This is a genomic window from Caballeronia sp. INML2 (assembly GCF_023631365.1).
In the GTDB taxonomy this organism is placed as follows: domain Bacteria; phylum Pseudomonadota; class Gammaproteobacteria; order Burkholderiales; family Burkholderiaceae; genus Caballeronia; species Caballeronia turbans.
The window spans coordinates 1-944 of record NZ_JALQDH010000194.1; the positions used below are offsets into that span (position 1 = coordinate 1).

1 pseudogene is annotated in these 944 nt (G+C 58.7%); it reads right to left on the reverse strand.

What is annotated here, in order from left to right:
- Positions 1-542 precede the first annotated feature (542 nt).
- Positions 543-803, reverse strand: a pseudogene (locus NCT32_RS36940) (phosphate acyltransferase); the annotation flags it as partial.
- Between the last annotated feature and the right edge of the window lie 141 nt (positions 804-944).

Below are 944 nucleotides of genomic sequence, written 5' to 3' on the forward strand. Positions count from 1 at the left end.
GGAGTTGAACACTCGGCGATAACTTCGCCCGCGACTTAGAATTCTGCATGCGCAACGAAAGATTGTAAGTTGCACCGATACGGCGTTTCGTCAATTCGAGTGGCTGTGCGTTTTGACACGGTCTGGGCCCATAAGCAGACATCTACTCTCGACAAACTGCGGTCATTCAAACGTCAGCAACTGCTTCAAAGCCGACGGATGGGATTGCCGATCGTACAAGCGAACGACACAGCGCAGAAAGCATAAAGGCGTGGCCGTCGTTAGACGCCACGCCCGGGCCATGGTGGCGAAGGAGTTCGGAGCGGAGGTTGCTAAGCGCGGTTGCTTCTGGCCAGCGAAACTAAATTGATTTGACAGGGCGGTATCGGGGCCGGTACCACGCGACCTACAGGGGCTACGGCATTTTTGGCAATAGGCGGCATATGCACTTCGGGTTATCGCCGACAGCAGTGCAGTGCACTATTCAGAGGCCTGTATGTGCAGGTCTTTTGAGGGGTCGAGGCCCAGCCTCGACCCTCGGTATGGCTGAAATTCAGCGCAAGTTAAGCCACGTCGGACGCCGCAGTGTCCGCCACGAGAAGCGCCGTCATGTTGACGATCCGCCGCACCGTCGCCGACGACGTCAGCAGGTGAACCGGCTTCGCGGCGCCGAGCAGAATCGGCCCGATGGCGATGCCGCTGCCCGCCGCCGTCTTCAGCAGGTTGTACGAGATGTTCGCCGCGTCGATATTCGGCAGGATCAGCAGATTCGCGTCGCCTTCGAGCGTCGATTCCGGCAGCACTTCCTTGCGCAGCCGCGCATCCGTAAGCGACTCGGCTGGGCCAGTTCCTGATTCGCGCGCGCGTGGGGCATGATGGTGCTGTCGCAGTGGAATTCTTATAGATCACAGGGGATCGTGTCCATGATCGGCGATCGTGGACACGATTCACGCAAATCTATCCAG